The sequence below is a fragment of the Sphingobium sp. RAC03 genome (assembly GCF_001713415.1).
GTDB lineage: Bacteria > Pseudomonadota > Alphaproteobacteria > Sphingomonadales > Sphingomonadaceae > Sphingobium.
Window position 1 is genome coordinate 838,887 of record NZ_CP016453.1, and the last position, 17,859, is coordinate 856,745.

The following is a 17,859-nucleotide window of genomic DNA, read 5'->3' on the forward strand; positions in this document are numbered from 1 at the left end:
TCATCGCCGCATAAGAGGAGAGGGTTATGGGACAATTGGCAGGCAAGGTCGCGGTCGTCATCGGCGCAGCGGGTCCAGACAATATGGGTCAAGTCATCGCGCGGCGCTTTGCGGCCGAAGGCGCAAGGGTAGTGGTGGCAGGACGCGACGCAGAGGCGCTTGCGGAACTGGCCCAGGAATTGGACGGCATCGCCGTTGCGTGCGACATCACCAATGAAGCCGATCTCGCCGCCTTGGCCGATGTTGCGACGGCGCAACTGGGCGGCATCGATATCGCGCTGAATGCGACCGGATGGGGGCTGCTGAAACCCTTTCTGGATACGACCAAGGCCGACATCGAGAAGATCACCGCCCTGCAGTTCACCGGCGCGATCCTGTTCTACCAGGCCATGTTGCGGGGGATGCGCGACGGCGGGTCGCTGATCCAGATATCATCCGCCACCGCGTCGATCATGCTGGAAGATCACGCCGCCTATATGGGCACGAAGGCAGGGACCGACCATGTCATCCGATGCATCGCCAATGAATTTGGTCAGCGCGGCATCCGCGCCAACTCGATCGCTCCGGGCTTCACCGCAACACCGATGACGGCCCGCGCCGTCCGGAATCAGGCGATCATCGACACGTTTACCCGCGAATATCCGCTGGGCCGCGTCGGCACGAGCGAGGACATAGCAGAGGCGGCGGTTTGGCTATCGTCCGATGCCTGCTTCATGACCGGACAAGTGCTTCAGGTGAATGGCGGGCTGACGCTGCGTCGCAATCCGACCAATGCGGAAATCGGGGCCGCGGTTCGGGCAGCCCGCGTTGGTTAAAGGCGCAATATCCCGGCTATCGCGTTGCGCGCGCGCTCCTCGGCGGGGACGCCCGCCTTGCGCGCTGCGGTTTGCGGGACTTCGGCTTCGATGATGGCATGGGGGTGGAGCGCGGCCTTGATCGCACCGAGCGGAAACGCGCCTGCCCCCGGCAATCCCCGTTCCCGTACCGCTTCATGCCAGGTTGCGTCGGGCGCGATGTCCAGGGGACCGTCGCAGAGTTGCGCATAGGTGATCAGGTCGGCATGCCGCGCCACGGCCGCAGCATCGCCGCCATTGCGCATCAGGTGCAGCACGTCGAGGACCAGTGTGCCGGATTGCGCGCCACGCACGATCCGCGCGGCCGATTCGATATCGCGCACGGCCGAAAATCCGTTGAATTCCAGGCCAGCGACAATGCCATGGTCGGCCGCCATCGCGCAAAAGGCAGCAAAGCGCGCCATCCCCTGCGCCTCGTCCGCCATATCATGCAAATGCGCCGTGGCGCGCGTCGCACCGATCGCTGCACCGGTTCGCAAGCCGTCGGCAAAGCGGTCCAGATCCCCGTCCTGGTCGAGCGGAAACACTTCCAGATTACACACTGCCACATTCGCCCGCGCCAGCGCATCGCGCACCAAAGCGACATCATCGGCCTTCACCACCGGATATATATGGCGCGCCTGTTCCGGCACATGGCTGAACAGGGTCACATAGTCACAGCCAAGGCGGCCCGCGATCGCGATCCATTCCACCGGCGTCACGTCGAGCGCGGTCAGGTGGTGCAGCGACAAGAGCCGATTTTCCATCTTCAACATCCAATATAAAAATCATTCATGATTGTTTTTATGCTGGATTGTGATAGGGCAAGTCAATCAGGAGCGTGATCATGGAACTCAATGCCCTCGCCACGGCCAAGGTTGCCGACACGATGGAATTCGAACGCGGACGCAAGGCGCCGCCCGAAGATTTCCCGCATTTGCCCGATATTCCCGGCGGGCGTTATGTCGACAAGGATTTCCTGACGCTGGAACGCGAGCGCATGTGGAACCGTGCGTGGCTGTTTGCGGGACATACCGATCAGTTGCCCAATCCGGGTAGTTGGTTCCTGACCCGCAACACCGGTTCGCCCATCCTGATCGTGCGTGACCTGAGTGGCGAGGTGCAGGCCTTCTACAATACTTGCCAGCATCGCGGCGCGCCGCTGGTCACCGCCGATGCGGGCGAATCACGCGGCTTTGTATGTGGCTATCATGGGTGGAGCTACACGCTGGAGGGCAAGCTGACGGCGGTCCGCGACAAGCGCGATTTCGTCGACCTCGACTTTGCCTGCCGCTCGCTTGTCCCGGTGCGGTGCGAACGGCTGGGCAACCTCATCTTCGTCAACGAGGATGCCGAGGCGCAACCGCTGATGGACCATCTAGGCCCGATGGCGGGCGAACTTGACCAATATGCGCTCGACTCGCTGCGCTGGGTGGATTCGCGCAGCTATGACGTCGGCTGCAACGTCAAAATCCTGCTCGACGCCTTTTTGGAAGTCTATCACCTCAAATCCATTCACCAGAATACGGTGGATCGCTTCCTCGATCATCGCGGCATGTTCGTGACGCTCTGGCCCAATGGCCATAGCCGGATGCTGACCCCCAACCGCCGCCCAGACTGGCGCGACCCCGGCACCATCGGGATGCCGAAGATACCTTCGGTGACCGAAGTCCCCGCCAACAATAATGTCAGCTACCATATCTATCCCAATTTCGTGATGCCCGCCTCCGACAGCGGCATTCCGCTGCTGCAATTCTGGCCCACGTCGGACACGACATGCCGGGTCGTGTCGAGTTGGATCGCGCCGGATCATGATCCCGAAAATCCCAGCCCGTTGTGGGAAACGCGGATCAACAATTGGGAACGCATCCTATACGAAGATCTGCAATTCGCACCGCAGATCCAGGAATCGCTGGAGAGCAAAGGCTTTCGTGGCATGCCGCTCAACTATCAGGAACGGCGCATCTATCATTGGCATGAGGAACTGGACCGTCGCATCGGTTTGAACCAAGTACCGCCGGAGGCGCGGGTCGAGCAGGTGCTGCATGATTGCGTCGTTCGGGAATGAGATTTTCGCCCTCGCGATATCGTCCGATCGCTGCCATGGTGAGGCATGGCAGATAGCGACATAAGGACGCAGGGCGACGCCCTGAACGGGGCACGGCGTGACGATCAGGAAAGTGCGGCGAGCGAACGGGCGCTGCTGTTCGCCTTTGACGAGGTGCGGCCCGACCATTTCCGCACGACGCCTTTCCCCAGCAACCTGCTGCGCCTCTATGGCGGACAGGTGGTGGCGCAGGCGTTGGCAGCGGTTCAACGCACCGCGCCCGCCGGACGCGCGGTGCATAGCTGCCACGCTTATTTCGTGCGCCCCGGCGACATTCACCGCCCGATCGACATCATAGTGACTCGTGACCGTGACGGACGCAGCTTTTCGGCGCGGCGCGTCGCGGTGGAACAGGATGGCAAGCTGATCCTCAGCCTGTCAGCCTCGCTCCATGATCGCGAGGAAGGACCGCGCCAGCATGTCGCGATGCCCGACGTGCCGCCGCCCGACGACCTGCCTTCGCTGGCTGATCATATCGCGTCCTTTGGCGACGCTCTGCCGCGTCGACACTGGCCCTTCTGGCGGCGAGAAGCCTTGTTCGAGTGGCGCCCGGTTCAACCCTTTCGCTTGGGCACGGTGCCGATCGAATCCTCGCATCGGCAATTTTGGGTAAAGCTCAAGGCCCCGCTGGGCGACGACCTGGACGAACATCAACGCTTTCTCGCCTATGCGTCGGACCTGCACATCCTGCATGCCGGGCTTGCACCGTTGGGGGTGAATTGGGCCGACGACCATCTGCAAACCGCGAGCCTCGACCATGCCCTCTGGTTTCATGACCCGGCGTTCCGCGTCGACGAATGGCTGCTATATGCCGTCGAAAGCCCCTTTTCGGGGAATGCGCGGTCTGTCGGGCATGGCAAGATGTTTACCGCCGACGGGCGACTGATCGCCACCGTGGCGCAGGAAGGGTTGATCCGCCTGCTGCCCACGCCGCGCCTCGATATGATCTGACACAAAGGCTATCCATGTCCGAACCGACGACCTTCGTACCAGCGCGGCCCCATCGCACATTCGAGGATCTGGTGGTCGGCGAACGCCGTCAGTCGCGCGACATGCTGGTGACGCAGGACGCCATTTTGGCCTTTGCCCGTGCCTATGACCCGCAATGGTTCCACAGCGATGCCGACATGGCCAAACAGTCGGTGTTCGGCGAACTGGTGGCAAGCGGCATTCACGTGCTGGCGATGTGGCGGCAACTCGATCATGAGATCAACAGCGACATTGATTTCGTCTGCGGTGTTGGCTGGGACGAATTGCGCCTGAAACGCGCCATCCGCGCAGGCGACATCATCCATGTCACGTCAGAGATCATCGACCTGCGCCCATCGACCACGCGCGCCGACCGGGGCACAGCGCTGACCCGCTATGCCGTATTAGTCGGATCTGAAGAGGAAGCGGTGACCTTCACCAGCATCAACTTAGTCTACACCCGCGAAGGGGTAGCGCAGCGTCAAGCTGGCTGACCCCCTGCCCCGTCTTCAGCGTCGCTGGTCGAACCGGCGGCCCAGCATGGCGCCGGCGATATTGACCTTCTGAATGTCGATCGCGCCGCCTGCAATGCCCCAGCCCCAACTGTCGCGCAAACGGCGTTCCATCGGGAAATCCTTGGAATAGCCATAGGCACCCATCAACTGCATGGCGTCGCCGGTCACCTCGCGCGCGATGGTGTTGGCAAAGCATTTGCCCGTCGAACTATGCAGGATGGAAGGCAGGCCATCCTGCGCATTGGCCGCCGCACGCCAGATCAGCAGGCGCGCCGCCTCGCACTTCATATACATTTCGGCGAGCTTCAACTGGACCGCCTGAAACTCCACGATGGGTTTGCCGAACTGTTTGCGCTCCTGAACATAGGCGGACACATCCTCGATCGCACCGGAGGCCTGGCCCAGCGCCATCGTCGCATTGCCGCACCGTTCCAGATCGAACGCTTCCATCAATTGCTTGAAGCCCCCGGCGGGCACGATGATATTTTCGACCGGCACTTCGCAATCGTCGAAATTAAGGTCCGACGATGGCACCCCGCGAAAGCCCATCAATTGTTCGTTGGGACCAAAGCTCAACCCCGGTCGGTCCATTTCCACCAGCACCGCGCCAATCGCCTTGGCCCCCGGATCGTCCGACAAACGGCAATAGACGACATAGGCGTCGGCATGACCGCCGCCCGAACACCATCGCTTGGTGCCGTTGATGACGACCCGGTCGCCTTTGACGACGCCCTTGGTTTTCAGGTCGGTCAGCGCGCTGCCTGCGTCGGGCTCCGACATCGACACCGCCACCACCATCTCGCCGGCGCACACGGCCGGGACGACCCGACGCTTGAGGCTGTCGCTGCCGAAATATTCGATGGCGCGCACTGGGCCGACCGACGATTCAAAAATGGGAAAGGCGACCGCCGAGGAAATCTTGGCAAATTCCTCCAGCACGATCAGCGCTTCGATATTGCCAAGGCCCAGCCCGCCAAGGTCGGATGACACATTGATGCCCAGAAAGCCCATTTCGGCAAAGCGCTTGATGAGGTCATGGCTAGGCGGGCGGTTGTCCCGCTCCAGTTCCGCCGCGATGCCGGGCAATTCGGCGCGGGCGAAATCGCGCGCGGCCGACTGCAATTCGATCTGGTCGGGTGACAATGTAAAGTTCAAGCTATCCTCCCTTGGCGGCGTCGCTGCGCCCGCTCGATGGTTAAAGCAGTTCAGGATGTTCGATCAGATTGGCGAGCGCAGCCATGAACCGCCCGCCGTCCGCGCCGTCGATCGCGCGATGATCGCACGATAGGGACAGATGGAACACCGGGACGATCCGCAAGGCACCGTCGTCGTCAATGGGTTCGGGCCGCGCCGTGCCCACGGCCAGGATCGCGCCCTGCGGCGGATTGATGATGGCGTCGAACTGCTCGACCCCGAAACCGCCGAGGTTGGACAGGGAAAAGCTGCCGCCGTTAAATTCATGAGGCTTCAGCTTTCCGGCCTTCGCCCGTTGCGCCAGGGCGGCCATGGTGGTGGATATGTTCGCCACGCTGCGGTCATCGGCATGGGTGACGATGGGCGTCACCAGGCCTTTGTCCGTCGCCACGGCCACCGCAATATCGGCGGCATCGAACATATATATGTCCGTACCATGCACCTGGATGTTCATGCGCGGCACCTCCATCAAGGCCAATGCGCAGGCCTTGATCAGATAGTCGTTCACGCTGGGTTTTGGCCCCGTCACTGCCGCGCGCAGCGCCAGCAGCCGGTCGGCACGCACCCGTCGCCGGACGTAAAAATGCGGGATGGTTGCCTTCGCCTCGGTCAACCTGCGGGCGATGGTGCGGCGCATGGACGACATGGGCGTTATCGTCATGCCATCGCTTTCCGGGGCTGATGGATCTGGCGCGGCGACTTCGACAGGCGTATCGGCTTTTATCTCGCGCGCGGCCTTCGCCAGTACGTCGGCCTTGCATATGCGTCCTCGCGGGCCCGACCCTTCGATCCCGTCGAGCGAGACATTGTGGATGGCCGACAATCGCCGCGCCATGGGCGAAGCGAAGGCTCCGGTGTCGGGCGACATCGGATAGGAGCCGGCCAGGCTGGTCGATGGTGCCGGGCGTGTGGCCTGATCCACATCCTGCGCCGTGATCCGCCCACCCCGGCCAGACCCGGCGATGGCCGCCACATCAATGCCGGACTCCAGTACCTTCTGACGGGCTGACGGGCTGATCGCCAGATTGTCGGGAATGGGGATCGCGACCGGCTTGGTTGGCTCTGCCACCATGACGGGCGCAGCAGCCTCTTCGCCCGCCACGTCAAAACTCGAATCGACCGGCCTGAAGGCGGCGATGACGGCGTCGATCTCCGCCTCGCTCGCTTCGCCGCCATCGCTCAAGACCGCCAGCAACGCGCCGACCGGACAGGTTTCCCCAGCCTTTGCGATGATCCGCACGAACCGTCCGGGCGCCTCCGCCTCGACCTCGTTGGTGATCTTGTCGGTTTCGATCAGCGTCAGCGTCGTACCCCGTTCGAACGGCGCATTTTCCGCGACCATCCATTCGGCAATGGTGCCTTCGCTCATTTCGATGCCCCATTTGGGCATGGTGAAGGGCTTGAGTATCGCCATCATCCTACCCTTTATCGGAAAGCGAGGACGGAGCGGACTGCATCCTCGATCTTCTGGGGGGAAGGCACCCAGGCCCGCTCCAGCTCGCGGGCAAAGGGGATGGGCGAATGCGGCCCGGTGACCATGACCGGTGGCGCGCGCAGGCTGGTAAAGGCCTTGGACGCTACGATCGCGGAAATGTCTGCGGCGAGGCTGCATCTTGGCGGGCTTTCGTCCACGACCACCAGCCGTCCGGTCGTTTCCACCGAGTCCAATATCGCTTCCTCGTCCAGCGGACTGGTGGTGCGCAGGTCGATGAGGTCGACGCCGATGCCGTCCTTGGCCAGTTTGTCCGCCGCTTTCTCGCCAAAGCCGACCATCCGGCCACAGGCGACGACCGTCACGTCGCCGCCCTCCCGCACCATCCGCGCCTGGCCGAATGGTTGGCGATAATCGCCGTCGGGCACTTCGCCCTTCACGCCGTAGAGCGTCTTATGTTCGAAGAACATCACCGGATCGTCGCCGCGCAAGGCTTCGGTCAGCAGCCCCTTGGCATCGGCCGGCGTTGTGGGCAGCACAACCTTCAGCCCCGGCATGGCGGTCAACATGGCATAGACCGACTGGCTATGCTGCGCCGCTGTGTTCATGCCCGCGCCGTAGATCAGCCGCACGACGGCCGGGCATTTGGTCTTGCCCCCGAACATATAGCGAAACTTCGCCATCTGGTTCCATAGCTGGTCCAGGCTGACGCCGACGAAATCGGCGAACATCAATTCGGCGACAGGGCGTTTCCCGGCCAGCGCCGCGCCCGCCGCCGCGCCGATGATCGCGCTTTCCGAAATCGGCGTGTCGATCACGCGATTGGCACCGAATTTGGCAAAGAGGCCGGGGGTCGTGCCCCATATGCCGCCGATCGCTTCCTGACCGCCGGCCGTTCCCGCGCCGCCAACGACATCCTCACCCAGCACGATGATGCTGGAATCCCGCTCCATTTCGGACATCAGCGTACTGCTGATCGCCTCGCGGATATTCATGATGGCCATGTGTCCGCTTCCCTTCAATATGTGACGTAGACATCTTCGGCGACACTCGCCGGGTCGGGCACCTCGGCCGCGCGGGCCTCTGCCGTCGCCTCGTCGATCAGTTGCGCGACTTCCGCGTCGATCGCGTCCAGTTGCGCCATGTCGATCAGCTTCGCTTCGCCCACACGCGCGCGAAACGATTTGAGGCAATCGCGTGTCTCGCGAATGCGATCGATTTCGCCCGGCCCCCGATAGCGTTGCGGGTCGCCTTCGAAATGGCCGTAAAAGCGTTCGGTATCGAGTTCGATCGCCGCCGGGCCGTTCCCCGCGCGAACATAGTCCAGCAATTCGCGCATGACTTCATAGGTGTCGAAATAATCGCACCCGTCTGCACGCCAGGCCCGCATGCCGAACGCCTCGGCGCGGCTGGCAATATCCTTGTTCGTACCGACCGCATAATCGACGCCGGTATGTTCGGAATAATGATTATTTTCAAAGACGAAGATCGCCGGTGCCTTGACCACGACGGCCATGTTCATGGCTTCGAAGGTCGTGCCCTGATTGCATGCGCCGTCGCCGGAAAAGGCGATGGCTACGCGCCCGTTGCCGTCCAGCTTCGCCGCGATCGCTGCGCCCACCGCCTGCGGCGCGCCCGCACCCACGATGCCGTTTGCGCCCAGCATCCCGACCGAGAGGTCCGCAATATGCATGGACCCGCCACGCCCTTTGCATAGGCCGTCACGCTTGCCGTAAATCTCCTTCATCATGCCCTTCACATCGCATCCCTTGGCGATGCAATGGCCATGGCCGCGATGGGTCGACACGATCAGATCTTCATTGGTCAAATGGTCGCACACGCCCACAGCCGCCGCTTCCTGACCGCAGTAGAGATGGGTGAAGCCTAAGATCTCGCCGGTCTTGATCTCTTCGTGCAGCCGCTCCTCGAAGCTGCGGATCGTGACCATCCGGCGATAGGCGCCCAGCAGGTCGTCCCTGGAAAGCTGCATCACTCTACTCCTTGAAGACGCACTATGTCAGACATCGCCCGGACGCTTGCCATCGGGGCCATAGACGTAGCGGTCGATCACACTGTGAAAATGGCGGATGCGCAGTTCCTGATCGCCGATCCACAAACCCTTGAAGGCGTCGGAATGCATGCCTTTCTGAACGGTCGGCAGGTTGAAGGCATCCTGGTCCAGCACCTGGCCGATCGACTTGTCGCCATGCTTGAAATATTTATGCTTGGGACGTTCGGGCCAGGGTTCTCCTTCGGGCACCAGTTCGAACATCCAGATATCATAATACATCTTGTCCGGGTCGGTCGCATGCGGGCGCTGACGAAACATCATGATGTCGTCGGCATGGACGTTCATCGAGACATTGGGAAAGATGGTGTAATGATAATCGTCGGTCAGCTGATCGTCGTTGAGGTCGGAATAATCCTTGCCCTGCGATGGACCATGCTTTCGCTTGAACAGCTGAACATCGCGGCGGATGTCGCTCACGCGCCCTTCATATTCGGCCGGGTCCATCCCCGCATTGACCATGATCTCGTGGATGGCTGGCGGGATTTGTGACGGCAGCGCGACGCGAGGACTGACCGTCGCGAACGGGATCAGATAGCGGTTATGCTTGTCGTAACAGTCGATCTGCACATGGATATCGTCCAGATACCATAAGAGCTGCGGATGGATGCCCTGGACATGATAGGTTTCGTTGAACGCATCGACGCTGGCTTTCCAATTGCAGTCCCATTCGACGGTGATGTCGCGCGTCCACGCCATCCGGTCAGCATGATAGGGCGCGATATGCTGCTGCATCGGGGAAAGATATTCGTCCAGCGGCTCGACCTCGGGGTTGAGCGAAAACCACACGAATCCCTCCCATTCCGCGCACGGGTAGCTGGGCAGGGCCGCACCAGGCGGGCACCCTTGCGGAAAGGTATCCAGATCAGGAATGCGCGTGATCGCGCCGCCGAGATCATAGGTCCAGTGATGATACATGCACTGGAAATGCTCGGCATTGCCTAACCCTTCGGGTCGCAGCTTATTGCCGCGGTGCAGGCAGACATTGGGGAACGACCGGATGGAGCCATCCTGCTGCCGCACGATCAGGACGGATTCCTTGCCGATTTCGGTGCAGATATAGTCGCCAGGCTCCGCAATATCGCCGGACCGCCCGCCCAGCAGCCACACCTTCGTCCAGATCCGATCCCATTCCAGCTGCATGAATGCGCGGCTGGTGTAGCGTTCGGCCGGAATGATATCATAGCCCAGATCCGGGTCTTCCTCCTTTTGGGTAGGCGTCCCATTGGGCCAGTCCTGCGGGTTGACCCGGATGACATCGACTTTGCGTTTGACGTCCATTGCTGCTTTCCTTGGGCGTGAAGCCCGGAATGGATGGTTAGAAATGGGTGCGGTTGGTAAAACCGCCATCGACCACCAGATGCGATCCGTTGCACCAACTGGCCGCCGGGCTGGCCAGGAAAACGATGCACCGGGCCACTTCCTCCGGCGTGCCCAACCGGCCGCTGGGTTGTTGGCGCAACTGGCTGTTGTAGAATTTCTCCATCGTGCCCTTTATCATGTCCCAATTGCCGCCTTCGAATTCGATCGGGCCAGGCGACACGACATTGACGCGAATGCCATCCTTGCCGTGGAACAGTGCCAACTGCTTGCCCCATGTCACGAGCGAGGCCTTCATCGCATTATAGGCCTGGGGACCACCCATGGCTTCGCCGGTCGATGTGGAGGCAATCAGGATGATAGAGCCGGACTGTTGCTCGGTCATCACCGGAATCACCGCCTCCACGGCACGGACCGGTCCCATCACATCGACTTCGAAGGCATTGTTCCAATATTTCTCGCTGCCCATGCCGCCGCCGGCCGAGCTGATGGGGATCAATATGTCGCACCCACCCAGTTCCTCGATCGCCCATTGCAGCCAACTCTTATAATCGTCGGCTTTCTTGACGTTCACCGGCTTTCCGATGACGCGGGTGCCATAACGGCCAAGCGACGCGATCGCGTCCTTGACGCTATCCTCAGACCGGGCGGTAATCGCGAGATCGCAGCCTTCGCGCGCCAATATCTCCGCCACCGCCATGCCGATGCCCCGTGCGGCGCCGACCAGAATGGCTTTCTTGCCCTGTAATCCAAGGTCCATCTTCCGCTCCCTGCTATGCCTTGAGTTCTTCGATACGTGGCAGACGGCATAATTGTGCGCCGCCGCTGATCTGCATGATGTCGCCGGTCGTGTAACAATCGATCGCCGCCAGATAGGATATGGCGGCAGCGACTTGGTCGGGCTGCGTCAGTTCGCCCAGCGCTGTTTCGCGGCGGTACAACGCATCCAGCCGCGCATTGCTCAAAAATGCTTCGGTCATGGGCGTGCGCGCAAAGCCTGGCGCAACGGCATTGACCCTGATGCCGAGCGGCCCGAATTCCAGCGCTGCAATCCGCACGACATGATCCAGCGCTGCCTTGGCCGCCGAGTAAGCGACCAGACCTTGACCCGCAAGGCGCGAGACGACCGATGAAAAGAGGATGATGCTCGCGCCGCGCGGCATGATGGCACCGAAATGCTTGAGCAACAGGATGTTGGCCGTGACATGCATGGCCATCTGCGCCTCTATGTCGGCGCGGGTGGTTTTCAGGATCGATCGCCCCAGCGTGGTGCCTGATGCGTTGATCAGCACGTCCACGGGGCCAGCGCGTTTCGCAAGGGCAGCAATGGCGTCTTCGTCCAATATATCGCACACGACCACATCGGCATCGAGCGCCTGCGCCAGAGGCGCCAACCGTTCAACCGCCCGCCCCGCCAAAATGATCGCACATCCATCCTGCGCGAGTCGGCGAGCCGCAGCTTCGCCCAAACCTCCGACGCTGGATGCGCCAATTATCAAGGCTGTCCGTTTCTCCATCCCTTATTCATGAACGAGCGGCCGGACGGACGCAAGCAAGAAACAATCATGACTGTTTTTTATCGGTCTGGCGATAGGCTTCTGACGGCGTCATCATAGACAATCCCGCGCAAACAGGCTTGACTTAGACGAGAAAAAACAGTCATGATTGTTTTTTGAAAGGACGAAATATATGGCTCTCGCCTCTGCGCGCCCAGCCACTGCACGCCGCGGGGTCAAGGCGCAGTCGGCCAACGGACCAACGCAGCAATCGCTCAAAAGCGCACAGACACGTGCGCGGCTTATCGATGCGACCATAAGATGTATTGTCAAATTTGGCTATGCCAATACGACAACGCCGCAAGTCGCCGCCGAAGCCGGCCTGTCGCGTGGCGCCATGCTGCACCATTTCGAAAATGGGGCGGCGATGATCAAGGCGACCATCGTCGAATTGCACGAAAAGCGGCTGCGCGCCTTTCGCCGGGCGGCGGAAACGACCGACCATGACGCATCGACGATGGTGAGCACCTATTGGCGGCAGTTGCAGAAACCGGCCTTCGTCGCCTTTCATGAGTTGGCGCTGGCCGCACGCACCAACGCCGACCTCGCGCGGATACTCCAACCGCTCCAGATCGAATTCCGGCAGAAATTCAATTCTCAGGCGGTGCAGCTTTTCCCCGAATGGCAAAGCGATCCCGTCAGCTTCGACCTTGCCATGACGCTGTCGCAAACGATGTTGGAGGGCATGGCCATCAACCTGCTGACCGGGGCGATCGAGGAAAGCATGGTTCAGCCCATGCTCCGCCTGCTGGAACAACAAATCCGTCTGATGCGGCCGGGTCCGAAAGATCAGCCCAAATGAGGCCGGCCCCAGCCTATCCCGCGGCGGAGCAGGTCGTAGAAAACCGGGTAGTTCCAGGCGCAACGCTGCGGGTGTGGCCAGAATCCGGCGATGGGTTGCAGGTCGTAATGGCCCCGGCAATGGCCCAGCGTCAGATACAATATCGCGCCTTTGCCCAGCGTCCGTTCATACAGGACCGGCACCTGCGGATCGTCCCACTGGGCGTCGCGAAATTCCTCACAGGTGCCGGTGAAGCTGGTGTGCAGCAGCACGTCGATATCGGCCGTGCGATGGGTCAGATACAATTCATCCTCTATCCGAAAATCGCGCAGTCCTCGCGTCATGACATGTTCAGCGCGCGTCACGGCGACCTTGAACGGCGCTATCGGGGGATGTCCGGCAAAGCGGGTGCCCAGCAACTGGGTGAAGGCGGGCTGTTCATCGGGTGTGTCGATCACACCATCCTGGGCAAAACGCAGCACTGAATTGGTACCATGGAGTGCCAGCCAGCGCCCTCCCTGCTCCACCCAGCTACCCAGCATGGCGGTCTGGTCCGGGGTGGGCATGAGGTCGCAAGTATAGGTTATCAAAAGATCGGCCGCCGCGATGCGGTCGACATCGGCATAGTCCGAAGACACGGAGGCACGGATTTCAGCATGTTCAGCCAACAATTTGAGCAGTTCCAGCCGCGCGAAATCAATATCGTGGAACTTGCCTGCCGCAACCAGATGAACCTTCATTCCCGTCTCTCCCTCGCACATGCATGCGCGATGGTAGGACGGGCGATGGGCTTTGCAAGCGCAGGCGCACCGGCATGAGCGGGCGGGGCCAGGGACCGTTGGCGGGCGTCAGGATATTGGACCTGACCAGCGTGTTGATGGGGCCATATGCGACCCAGATTTTTGCCGATCTGGGTGCCGATGTCATCAAGGTGGAAAGCCCCGATGGCGACACGACCCGCTACTTGCCGCCGGGAAACGACCCGGCGCGGGGCGGCATGTTCATGAACGTCAATCGCGGCAAGCGCAGCATCGTCCTTGACCTCAAGCAACCCGCGGCGCGCGACGTGTTGCTGACGCTGGCAAAGACGGCGGACGTTTTCATCCACTCGATGCGGGCGCAGGCGATCGCCCGGCTGGGCCTGGACTATGCCGCGCTGAATGCAGCCAATCCTCGCATCCTCTACGCCAATCTCTACGGTTTTGCCCGCTCTGGTCCCTATCGCGACTATCCGGCCTATGACGATATCGTTCAGGCGGCATCCGGCATCGTGGACCTGCAGGCGCGCCTTTCGAAGGGCGAACCGACTTACCTCGCCACCGTCGTGGCGGACAAGGTGGCCGGGTTGACCGGTGCTTATGCGGTCATGGCCGCGCTGTTTGCACGCGAACGCGACGGCATGGGACAGGAAATCGAGGTGCCGATGTTCGAAACCCTGGTGTCGTTCGCGACCGTCGAACATCTGTGCGGATCGCTGTTCGTGCCCCCACTTGGTCCGCCCGAATATCCCCGCGCAACGTCAGAGGCCCGCCGCCCCTACAAAACCAGCGACGGTTACATCGGGGTGATGATCTATAACGACAAACATTGGCGGTCCTTCTTCCATGCCATCGGCGATCCCGACTGGTCCAAAGACCCGATGTTTGCGTCCATGCGTAGCCGGACGGAAAATATCGGTGTCGTGCTGGCGCGCGTGGCCCAGGTGATGGAACAGCGCAGCACCGAGGAATGGATCATCCTGCTGCGCGAGGCGCAAATCCCGGCAATGGCGATCGCCAGCCTGAGTGACTTGCTGCACGACCCGCATCTGGTCGCGACGGGATTTTGGGAAGAGCGTGACACGGAGGAAGGCCTGTTGCGCTTTCCGGGCATACCGACGAGTTTTTCGCGTACCCCCGGTGCGATCGGCGATCCTGGCCCGGCGCTGGGTGCCGACGGGCGTGCCATATTGGCCGAAACCGGCCTGTCGGACGAGGCGATCGACGCCTTGGTCGACAGCGGCGCCCTCCAACTGGCGCAACCGGCATGAGCGGGCCTGAGGCGCATTGGCGCACCGCGCTGGCCGACGGGCGCTTCCTGTTGCAGCGCGCCATATCGAGCGGCACCGTCTATTTCCCGCCACGTCTGGCAGAGCCGGGCAGTGGCGACACCGATGTCGAATGGATCGAATCGATGGGGATGGGCACGGTCTATTCGCTGACATGGATATCGCAACGGCCGCCTGCCTCGGCCTATAATGTCGTTCTGGTCGACCTTGACGAAGGCGTGCGCCTGATGAGCCGCGTCGATGGGACGACCGTCGACACCTTACAGATTGGATGCCGCGTGCGCGCCCATATCATCGACGAAGACGGCGCTCCGCTGCTCATCTTCAAGCCGGTGGCGCACTGACATGGGCGGCACATTTCCACGCGGCGAAGCGGCCATTGCCGGCATGGCGACGTTCGGCATCGGCGAGGCCCCCGGCTACACGGCCATGGAGTTGGCGGCCAAAGCCGGCATGCGCGCGATCGCGGACGCTAACCTATCGCTCAGCGATGTCGATGGCCTGTTCATCTGCCTGCCCGACGATTTGTTCGCTGGGCTGTCCTTTGCGGAATATCTGGGTTTAAGCCCCCGCTTTACCGACAATAACCGCACCGGTGGATCGTCGTTCATGAGCCACATGATCACCGCCGCCCTGGCGCTGGATGCCGGTTATATCGACGTAGCGCTGATCGCTTATGGATCGAACCAGCGCAGCAGCGGCGGCAAACTTTCCACGCCGATCAAGAGCAACAATTGGGACGCGCCCTATCGGCCCCTGTTCCCTTTATCCTCCTACGCGCTGGCGGCCGCCCGGCACATGCACGATTATGGCACCACCCGCGAACATATGGCACAGGTCGCCGTGTCGGCCCGGCTATGGGCGAATAGCAACCCCGAAGCCTTTGCCAAGGGGCCGCTGAGCATCGAGGATTGTCTGGCGGCCCGGATCATCAGTTCCCCCCTATCCGCGCGGGACTGTTGCCTGGTAACCGACGGCGCAGGCGCGATCGTCATGACGCGCACCGACCATGCGGCGACGCTCGTGCAATCGCCCGTGCCGCTATTGGGCGCGGCAGCGGCGACATGGTCGAACGCGATCGCGCAATTGCCCGACATTACGGCGACGGCGGCGGCCGAGTCGGGGCCGCGGGCCTATGCAACTGCGGGTGTTGGGCCTGCCGATGTGCAAGTGCTCCAGCTCTATGATGCTTTCACCATCAACACGATCCTGTTTCTGGAGGATCTAGGCTTTTGTCCAAAAGGGGAAGGCGGACGGTTCGTGTCCGACGGCCGGATCGCGCCGGGCGGCGCATTGCCCGTCAATACCAATGGCGGCGGGCTGTCCTGCTGCCATCCCGGCATGTATGGGCTGTTCGCGATCATCGAAGCAGCGCGCCAGGTCAGGGGCATCGCCGCCAACCAGATCCCCGCCGTCGACATCGCGCTGGCCCATGGGAATGGCGGAACGCTATCCAGCCAGGCGACAGTGATACTGGGCAGTATGGCGACGTTGTGAATATGCGCCAAGAACGGCCACAATAAAGACATTCGTGTTTGTTTTTTATTCCAGACTTGCTAGGCAGGGATAAGCATGATGGCGTGATGCATCCCAAATGGGATGCGTGATCGAGAAAGGTAGCGGGGCGTGAGCGAACCCAAGATTTTCAGGCCCGACCTCAACGACCCCACCCGCCCCAAGCGCGGGTTGACCGATGCCGACCTGGCCGTGCGTGACACAGTCTATCGATCCGACATGCTGGCGGGACAGACGTTGCTGATTACCGGCGGTGGCAGCGGCATGGGAAAAGCAGCCGCCTTTCTCGCCGCGCGACTGGGGGCCAACGTCGCGATCTGCGGGCGGGACGAGGATAAATTGCTGCGGGCACGCGACGTCATTCTGGAAGCCACGGGCGTCGAGATTTTCACGCAAAGCACCACGATCCGCGATCCCGATGCGGTGGAAGCGCTGATTGGCGCAGTCCATGACAGATTTGGCGGGATCGACACCGTCGTCAACAATGCCGGCGGGCAATTCCCGCAGGACGCGATCGATTTTTCGCGCAAGGGCTGGCTGGCGGTGATCGACACCAACCTGAACGGCACCTGGTGGATGATGCAGGAAGCCGCCAAGCGCTGGCGCGCCGACGGCAAGCCGGGCAATATCGTCAACATCGTCGCCAATGTCGAACGCGGCATGCCGCAGGCCGCGCATACCTGCGCCGCGCGAGCGGGCGTCATCTACCTGTCCAAGACGCTGGCCACTGAATGGGCACCGCATAATATCCGCGTGAACTGCATTGGCCCCGGTGTCATAGAGACCGAAGGCTTTGCCATGTATCCCGAAGAAGCGCTGGCGCGGTTCCATAAGGCCAACCCCATGAAGCAACGCGGCGACGCATGGGATGTGGCCCAGTCCATCGCCTATCTCGCCTCCCCCGCCGCGCGGTTCATCAACGGCGACCTCATCATTCTGGATGGCGGCCAGGCGCAGTGGGGCGTCGTATGGCCCGGCGGCATACCCGATTATTTCGACGAAGGCGGCGCGGCTTGATCCATGGTGCCGAGGAACGGAAAGGGGTGGTCGGGCGCGATGACCTGTAGCAATTCCACGACATTACCATCGCAATCGCGACCATAGGTTGCCTGCATCGTGTCCGGCCCGCCGGGCGGACAGTGAAAGTCCATGCCCAACGCACTAAGCCTGGCATATTCCGCTTCGATATCATCGACATAAAGGCATAGGTGGATCAGCCCATGATCGCACATGCGGCGATCAGTGCGCGTGCCGACGGGTTCGAGATATTGGAACACTTCGATATAGAAGCGGTCGAGCCGGATCATCGCATAACGGGCGGCGGAGCCGGGTAATTGCACCATCCGGCCGATCCGTTCGTTGTCCGCTTCCCAGCCACCATCTGCGACTCGTTCAAATCCATACCAGCGCTGATAATGATCGACGAACCGTTCCAGATCGGGCGTGGAAACCGCCAGATGATGCACACCGCATATCATTGAACGACATCCTCCTTGAGATTTTTTCAGACGCCTGACTGCGG

The 17,859-nt window shown here is 61.6% G+C and carries 19 protein-coding genes; 9 read left to right on the forward strand and 10 right to left on the reverse strand.

The window, feature by feature from the left end:
* Positions 1-26: 26 nt before the first annotated feature.
* Positions 27-815 carry an SDR family NAD(P)-dependent oxidoreductase gene (locus tag BSY17_RS03780; RefSeq protein ID WP_069064384.1) on the forward strand — a complete coding sequence of 263 codons (789 nt, stop codon included), beginning with the start codon at positions 27-29 and terminating at the stop codon, positions 813-815.
* On the opposite strand, the gene BSY17_RS03785 is transcribed toward BSY17_RS03780, so the two are convergent.
* Complete coding sequence (locus tag BSY17_RS03785; protein ID WP_069064523.1) at positions 812-1,600, reverse strand: sugar phosphate isomerase/epimerase family protein; 789 nt, start codon at positions 1,598-1,600, stop codon at positions 812-814. The genes BSY17_RS03780 and BSY17_RS03785 overlap by 4 nt on opposite strands.
* Positions 1,601-1,680: 80 nt before the next feature.
* Here BSY17_RS03785 and BSY17_RS03790 point away from each other — a divergent pair, with 80 nt between their 5' ends.
* From BSY17_RS03790 to BSY17_RS03800, 3 genes are read left to right on the forward strand one after another with little or no spacing between them, the layout of a single operon-like run.
* A complete protein-coding gene (locus tag BSY17_RS03790) occupies positions 1,681-2,901 on the forward strand; it encodes an aromatic ring-hydroxylating oxygenase subunit alpha (RefSeq protein ID WP_069064385.1) in 1,221 nt (406 codons plus the stop codon).
* A 45-nt stretch (positions 2,902-2,946) separates the two neighbouring features.
* Positions 2,947-3,891, forward strand: coding sequence for an acyl-CoA thioesterase (locus tag BSY17_RS03795; protein ID WP_083217007.1), 945 nt, complete (start codon positions 2,947-2,949; stop codon positions 3,889-3,891).
* A 14-nt stretch (positions 3,892-3,905) separates the two neighbouring features.
* The gene (locus tag BSY17_RS03800) at positions 3,906-4,403 is read left to right on the forward strand and encodes a MaoC/PaaZ C-terminal domain-containing protein (RefSeq protein WP_069064386.1); all 498 of its coding nucleotides are present in this window, start codon (positions 3,906-3,908) and stop codon (positions 4,401-4,403) included.
* 15 nt (positions 4,404-4,418) lie between these two features.
* Here the strand turns inward: BSY17_RS03800 and BSY17_RS03805 are convergent, their stop codons facing one another.
* The 7 genes from BSY17_RS03805 to BSY17_RS03835 are packed head-to-tail and all read right to left on the reverse strand — an operon-like array spanning position 4,419 to position 11,907.
* Positions 4,419-5,579, reverse strand: a complete 1,161-nt coding sequence (locus tag BSY17_RS03805) for an acyl-CoA dehydrogenase family protein (RefSeq protein WP_069064387.1) — start codon at positions 5,577-5,579, stop codon at positions 4,419-4,421.
* A 40-nt stretch (positions 5,580-5,619) separates the two neighbouring features.
* Positions 5,620-7,035 (reverse strand): 2-oxo acid dehydrogenase subunit E2, encoded by a 1,416-nt coding sequence (locus tag BSY17_RS03810; RefSeq protein WP_335681248.1) that lies wholly within the window; start codon positions 7,033-7,035, stop codon positions 5,620-5,622.
* 8 nt (positions 7,036-7,043) lie between these two features.
* Positions 7,044-8,054, reverse strand: a complete 1,011-nt coding sequence (locus BSY17_RS03815) for an alpha-ketoacid dehydrogenase subunit beta (RefSeq protein WP_069064388.1) — start codon at positions 8,052-8,054, stop codon at positions 7,044-7,046.
* A gap of 14 nt (positions 8,055-8,068) precedes the next feature.
* Positions 8,069-9,040, reverse strand: a complete 972-nt coding sequence (locus tag BSY17_RS03820) for a thiamine pyrophosphate-dependent dehydrogenase E1 component subunit alpha (protein WP_069064389.1) — start codon at positions 9,038-9,040, stop codon at positions 8,069-8,071.
* Positions 9,041-9,067: 27 nt separating this feature from the next.
* Positions 9,068-10,399, reverse strand: coding sequence for an aromatic ring-hydroxylating oxygenase subunit alpha (locus BSY17_RS03825; RefSeq protein ID WP_069064390.1), 1,332 nt, complete (start codon positions 10,397-10,399; stop codon positions 9,068-9,070).
* A 37-nt stretch (positions 10,400-10,436) separates the two neighbouring features.
* Entirely contained in the window at positions 10,437-11,198 is a 762-nt protein-coding gene (locus BSY17_RS03830; protein ID WP_069064391.1) for an SDR family NAD(P)-dependent oxidoreductase, read from the reverse strand.
* 13 nt (positions 11,199-11,211) lie between these two features.
* Positions 11,212-11,907, reverse strand: a complete 696-nt coding sequence (locus BSY17_RS03835; protein WP_171899173.1) for an SDR family NAD(P)-dependent oxidoreductase — start codon at positions 11,905-11,907, stop codon at positions 11,212-11,214.
* Between the two features lie 220 nt (positions 11,908-12,127).
* Here BSY17_RS03835 and BSY17_RS03840 point away from each other — a divergent pair, with 220 nt between their 5' ends.
* Positions 12,128-12,796 carry a TetR/AcrR family transcriptional regulator gene (locus BSY17_RS03840; RefSeq protein WP_069064393.1) on the forward strand — a complete coding sequence of 223 codons (669 nt, stop codon included), beginning with the start codon at positions 12,128-12,130 and terminating at the stop codon, positions 12,794-12,796.
* On the opposite strand, the gene BSY17_RS03845 is transcribed toward BSY17_RS03840, so the two are convergent.
* Entirely contained in the window at positions 12,784-13,515 is a 732-nt protein-coding gene (locus BSY17_RS03845) for a ThuA domain-containing protein (protein ID WP_069064394.1), read from the reverse strand. The genes BSY17_RS03840 and BSY17_RS03845 overlap by 13 nt on opposite strands.
* Positions 13,516-13,589: 74 nt before the next feature.
* Here BSY17_RS03845 and BSY17_RS03850 point away from each other — a divergent pair, with 74 nt between their 5' ends.
* The 4 genes from BSY17_RS03850 to BSY17_RS03865 all read left to right on the forward strand — a co-directional run bounded on the left by BSY17_RS03850 (position 13,590) and on the right by BSY17_RS03865 (position 17,354).
* A complete protein-coding gene (locus BSY17_RS03850) occupies positions 13,590-14,804 on the forward strand; it encodes a CaiB/BaiF CoA transferase family protein (RefSeq protein WP_069064395.1) in 1,215 nt (404 codons plus the stop codon).
* Positions 14,801-15,166, forward strand: coding sequence for a Zn-ribbon domain-containing OB-fold protein (locus BSY17_RS03855; RefSeq protein ID WP_069064396.1), 366 nt, complete (start codon positions 14,801-14,803; stop codon positions 15,164-15,166). The genes BSY17_RS03850 and BSY17_RS03855 overlap by 4 nt, the downstream gene beginning before the upstream one ends.
* 1 nt (position 15,167) lies before the next feature.
* A complete protein-coding gene (locus tag BSY17_RS03860; protein ID WP_069064397.1) occupies positions 15,168-16,319 on the forward strand; it encodes a thiolase in 1,152 nt (383 codons plus the stop codon).
* A 129-nt stretch (positions 16,320-16,448) separates the two neighbouring features.
* The gene (locus tag BSY17_RS03865; RefSeq protein WP_069064398.1) at positions 16,449-17,354 is read left to right on the forward strand and encodes an SDR family oxidoreductase; all 906 of its coding nucleotides are present in this window, start codon (positions 16,449-16,451) and stop codon (positions 17,352-17,354) included.
* Here the strand turns inward: BSY17_RS03865 and BSY17_RS03870 are convergent.
* The gene (locus BSY17_RS03870; protein ID WP_069064399.1) at positions 17,327-17,815 is read right to left on the reverse strand and encodes a VOC family protein; all 489 of its coding nucleotides are present in this window, start codon (positions 17,813-17,815) and stop codon (positions 17,327-17,329) included. The two genes, BSY17_RS03865 and BSY17_RS03870, sit on opposite strands and share 28 nt — an antisense overlap.
* Between the last annotated feature and the right edge of the window lie 44 nt (positions 17,816-17,859).